Source organism: Syntrophomonas zehnderi OL-4, from assembly GCF_000983115.1.
GTDB lineage: Bacteria > Bacillota > Syntrophomonadia > Syntrophomonadales > Syntrophomonadaceae > Syntrophomonas_B > Syntrophomonas_B zehnderi.
On record NZ_CGIH01000032.1, the window covers coordinates 118,386 to 122,031 of the forward strand.

Annotated in this window: 4 protein-coding genes and 1 pseudogene; 1 reads left to right on the top strand and 4 read right to left on the bottom strand. The window is 48.4% G+C overall.

Features of this window, described 5'->3' with window-relative positions; all coding sequences use genetic code 11:
* Positions 1-227: 227 nt before the first annotated feature.
* Both AAV90_RS10135 and lpdD read right to left on the bottom strand, forming a co-directional pair.
* Entirely contained in the window at positions 228-1,985 is a 1,758-nt protein-coding gene (locus AAV90_RS10135) for a UbiD family decarboxylase (protein WP_046498535.1), read from the bottom strand.
* Positions 1,978-2,379, bottom strand: coding sequence for a prenylated flavin chaperone LpdD (gene lpdD, locus AAV90_RS10140; RefSeq protein WP_046498538.1), 402 nt, complete (start codon positions 2,377-2,379; stop codon positions 1,978-1,980). The genes AAV90_RS10135 and lpdD overlap by 8 nt, the downstream gene beginning before the upstream one ends.
* A gap of 225 nt (positions 2,380-2,604) precedes the next feature.
* Between lpdD and AAV90_RS10145 the strand changes: the two genes are divergently transcribed.
* Entirely contained in the window at positions 2,605-2,913 is a 309-nt protein-coding gene (locus AAV90_RS10145) for a YmaF family protein (RefSeq protein WP_046498541.1), read from the top strand.
* 128 nt (positions 2,914-3,041) lie between these two features.
* Here the strand turns inward: AAV90_RS10145 and AAV90_RS10150 are convergent, their stop codons facing one another.
* Positions 3,042-3,290: a DUF896 domain-containing protein gene (locus tag AAV90_RS10150; protein WP_046498544.1), complete on the bottom strand. Its 249-nt coding sequence runs from the start codon at positions 3,288-3,290 to the stop codon at positions 3,042-3,044.
* Positions 3,291-3,454: 164 nt separating this feature from the next.
* Positions 3,455-3,646 (bottom strand): annotated as a pseudogene (locus AAV90_RS14475) (IS5/IS1182 family transposase); the annotation flags it as partial.

Sequence of the window (3,646 nt, forward strand, 5' to 3'; positions counted from 1 at the left end):
TCGCGATACGGACGGGGAAGCTTTGCTTCCCACCGGAAGCTAAAGCTTCCGCTACAGAGGAGCGGCCAAAGTTCGACCCACAAATTGGCGGTTCTTTTGAGCATTTACGATTATGCTGCTAATAGCGATTATCTGTGTCTATTAAAACCGCGTGAATCCGCGGAAATCCGCGTTATCCGCGTCTATTTAAACACAAAAAAACCGGGGGATTGCTCCCCCGGCAGTATCTACCCAAAGTACTCTTTCCAACGTTTATCCACCTGTCGGACAATATCTTCCCGTGGTTCCAGGTCAGCCGGGTACATACCCTTCATCCTGGCATCAATTATAATCGGCAATTCATAATGGATATAATTTTGCCGCAGTTCCTGCTGGGCATAGATATCCATGGCCGGGTCAAACCGGGTAAAGACAGTCCAGAGAAATGAGGTTTGGTCTTTTATGTGATCTACATCGTCAACCAGGATCACCAGCGGCCAATCACATAAATCAGGTATCTCCTGGCGGGCAATCTGAGCGGCCAGTTCCGGCCCCTGGTCGAAAGTCTGGCCTGAAACCAGCAAACATCCGGCACAATACGTTTTTATCTTCGTGATACCCGGCAGTGATCCTCCCTGGTATTCCCCAGGTAGTTTCCTGATCGGTGCGCCGATACCCAGTAAAATTGCCTTACTGCCCTGGTTATACGTCCGTCCAGTATAATCCAGGGTATCCATAGCGGTCTGGTTGATAATAATCAGATCCCGGGAAGGGTTAAAGCGCAGGAGGATGTTTTCCAGTAATTCGGCAAAGTTCTTTAGATCCTGCTCCACGTTGGTAATTAATAAAACCTTGGTCAGACTCAGTTGACCTTCACCGAGTATCCTAAAACCGTGCGCCAAGGCTTCCCGATAATAGCTTTCACGGACAACGGCGGCACATAAGGTGTGGAATCCTGCTTCGGCATACGTCCACATAGACTTTAAGCCGGGCATAATTAAAGGGAACAACGGCGCTATTAACTCCTGCATCCATTCCCCGATATAATAATCTTCCTGGCGCGGCTTGCCCACAATGGTAGCCGGGTAAATAGCATCTTTCCGATGATAAAGCTGTTTAACATTAAACACCGGAAAATCATGTACCAGAGAATAATAGCCGTAATGGTCCCCAAAAGGCCCTTCCGGGTGCCTGATTCCAGCCGGTACCTGTCCGCAAAGGGCAAATTCAGCTTCGGCAATCAACGGATGGGGATGGTCTGGAGTCTGTACGGTGTTGATTTTGCTGCCCAACAAAAAGGAGGCATAAAGCAGTTCCGGCACTGGTTCCGGCAAAGCTGTAATCGCTGCTACCGTCAAGGCTGGCGGCCCGCCTAAAAACACGGTGACCGGCAGGTTTTGTCCTCTTTGTTCAGCTGCGTGGTAATGAAATCCGCCCCCCTTGTGGATCTGCCAATGCATACCGGTTTGATTGGCAGAATATACCTGCATCCGATACATACCCAGATTGTGTTCTTTGGTTCCAGGTTTTTCGGTATAAACCAGCGGCAACGTAAAAAATGGCCCCCCATCTTCCTGCCAACTGGTGATAACCGGCAGTTCATACAGATTTATGTTTTTTATCCGCTTTTCCATTACCGGGGCCTGACGGGCTGTTACCGGCTTCGTTCCCAGCTTGAGCAAGTCCAGCAGCCAATGGCGTTCCTCCCACAGGGAGTTAAACCGCGGCGGCAGCAGTTTATCCAGGCTTGAAATGGCGCTGCCAATAATCTCCTCCGGCCTGGTGCCAATCGCCATCTCCATCCGTTCCATGCTGCCAAACAGATTCGTAGCCACCGGGAATCTGGAGCCTTTGACATTGGTAAACAACAAGGCGGGGCCGTCATTTTCCACCACCCGGCGGTGAACCTCGGCTAACTCCAGATAGGGATCGACCTGAGCCGGAACTTCGACAATCTGCTTTTCCTTTTTCAACTGGGCAATAAAGCTCCTCAGGTTTTTATGCATTATTCTGCTCCCTTAATTCTTTTATCTTGCTGCATAGCAAGTCGGCTGCCTGACGGCAATTTTCAAGCAATCTTTCAACTTCCCACGGCTGAGCCCGGTCGATGTGAATACCTGCTGTAACGGCCGTAGTTTGACCCGTTTCCAAACAGACCTGACGTGCGACCAGGGCAGCTGCTTGATCATCCTTATGACCTACCCGGGGAGTTATCCAGGTATCGCAGGACATTTGGGAGTTGTTAATACTTGGGCGAGGCACACTCATAGCCATACCCCCCACATGAGGGCTCTCCCCCCCGGTTAAAGTTATCGAAATGCCATCGGCAGTAATAAGCACCAGCAGGTTTATTATGTATCTGTCCTCACCGCAGCTTAGTTTTACTACTTCCTGATACATATAATCACCCGCCTCTAGTATTGCTTCGAGAATATCATGAAATAACCTGCTTTAATATTAAAACCTTTTAGGCTGAATAAAAACGACCTATAGACTAATGATTTCTTGAATATAAACCCATTAAAAAGCCCATTATATAATTTTTTGGCCATTTTTTCCCTTAAATGGTAACCATTTCAACCTGTTTTCCATATGCTATGGTAAACATTGAAAGGGGGTTATTTAATGCCTTGCAGACGCAAACACGTCCATTACTTCAATGGGGTTACCACCCGGAATCACCGACATCGCCATCTGTTTGCTGCCCTAACCGGTGAAAATTTGATGCCAATGGCCAACGGCAGACATCGCCACCGCTATAGCACCAGAACTGACCGGGTTTTTGATCACACGCATCATTTAGGCAGGTTAACCGGCCCCAATATTAATATCGGCAACGGCCAACACATCCATCGCGGTTGGGGAACGACCAGCCGTAACCTTGATCACCGCCATCGTTACCGGTTCACAACCCGCCGTAATATGCCTATCTAGTTTAGACATGGCAACATGGTTTATGTTTAGCTTAAACCGTTTTGGCCTAAATCAGCATCATGCGCGCCAATCCTAAAATTAGAAGCCGCCGACTGACAAACGGCGGCTCATTTTAGGCGGAGTTTTTTCTAGTGTTGGTGATGATTGCAGTCCGGGCCATGCTGATGATGTCCACAGCATCCCTCTTGACACACATGGGTGCGGCCCTGGGGTGTAAATCCGGCTCCTTCCAACTGGGTCGTAAGCTGCCCCCGAATGCCTGCCAGATAAACCTTATATAACTCCTGCTGTTCTGCCTTCTCGGCCAGCGTCAGTCCCTCTTGCTTCTTTTTCTTGGCCAATTCGTTTATTCGCTTAATCATATCTTCGGTTATCATACTAACACCTCAATTTTTCTTTTTCAGGTATATTTTGCCCTGTTCAATCAGGCTATAAACCCTTTCCAGGGCAGATACCGCTATTATACAATATTAGAACTGATAATAATACTGCCACCAAGGTGTCGAGGGGACGGTTCGAGACCACTGAAAAAGTAACCCTTTTAAGCCGCCCTGGCGGCTACCCACAGCCCATCAGGTAGGTTAATCTGTAACCGACAGAATAAAAACCTCAAAATAAACGAAGATAACCCTTTTGAAGCGGATACCAGTTTGGCTATCCGCTTTAAGTTTACCGCCAGGGCTGTTAGTTTGGCCTGAATGCGGATGCTTCGTAGACCATAGCCTTTGGCTCG

Coding starts and splice junctions, on each gene's coding strand:
- AAV90_RS10145 (WP_046498541.1), top strand. CDS start 2,605: ATGCCTTGCAGACGCAAACACGTCCATTACTTCAATGGGGTTACCACC.
- lpdD (WP_046498538.1), bottom strand. CDS start 2,379: ATGTATCAGGAAGTAGTAAAACTAAGCTGCGGTGAGGACAGATACATA.
- AAV90_RS10135 (WP_046498535.1), bottom strand. CDS start 1,985: ATGCATAAAAACCTGAGGAGCTTTATTGCCCAGTTGAAAAAGGAAAAG.
- AAV90_RS10150 (WP_046498544.1), bottom strand. CDS start 3,290: ATGATAACCGAAGATATGATTAAGCGAATAAACGAATTGGCCAAGAAA.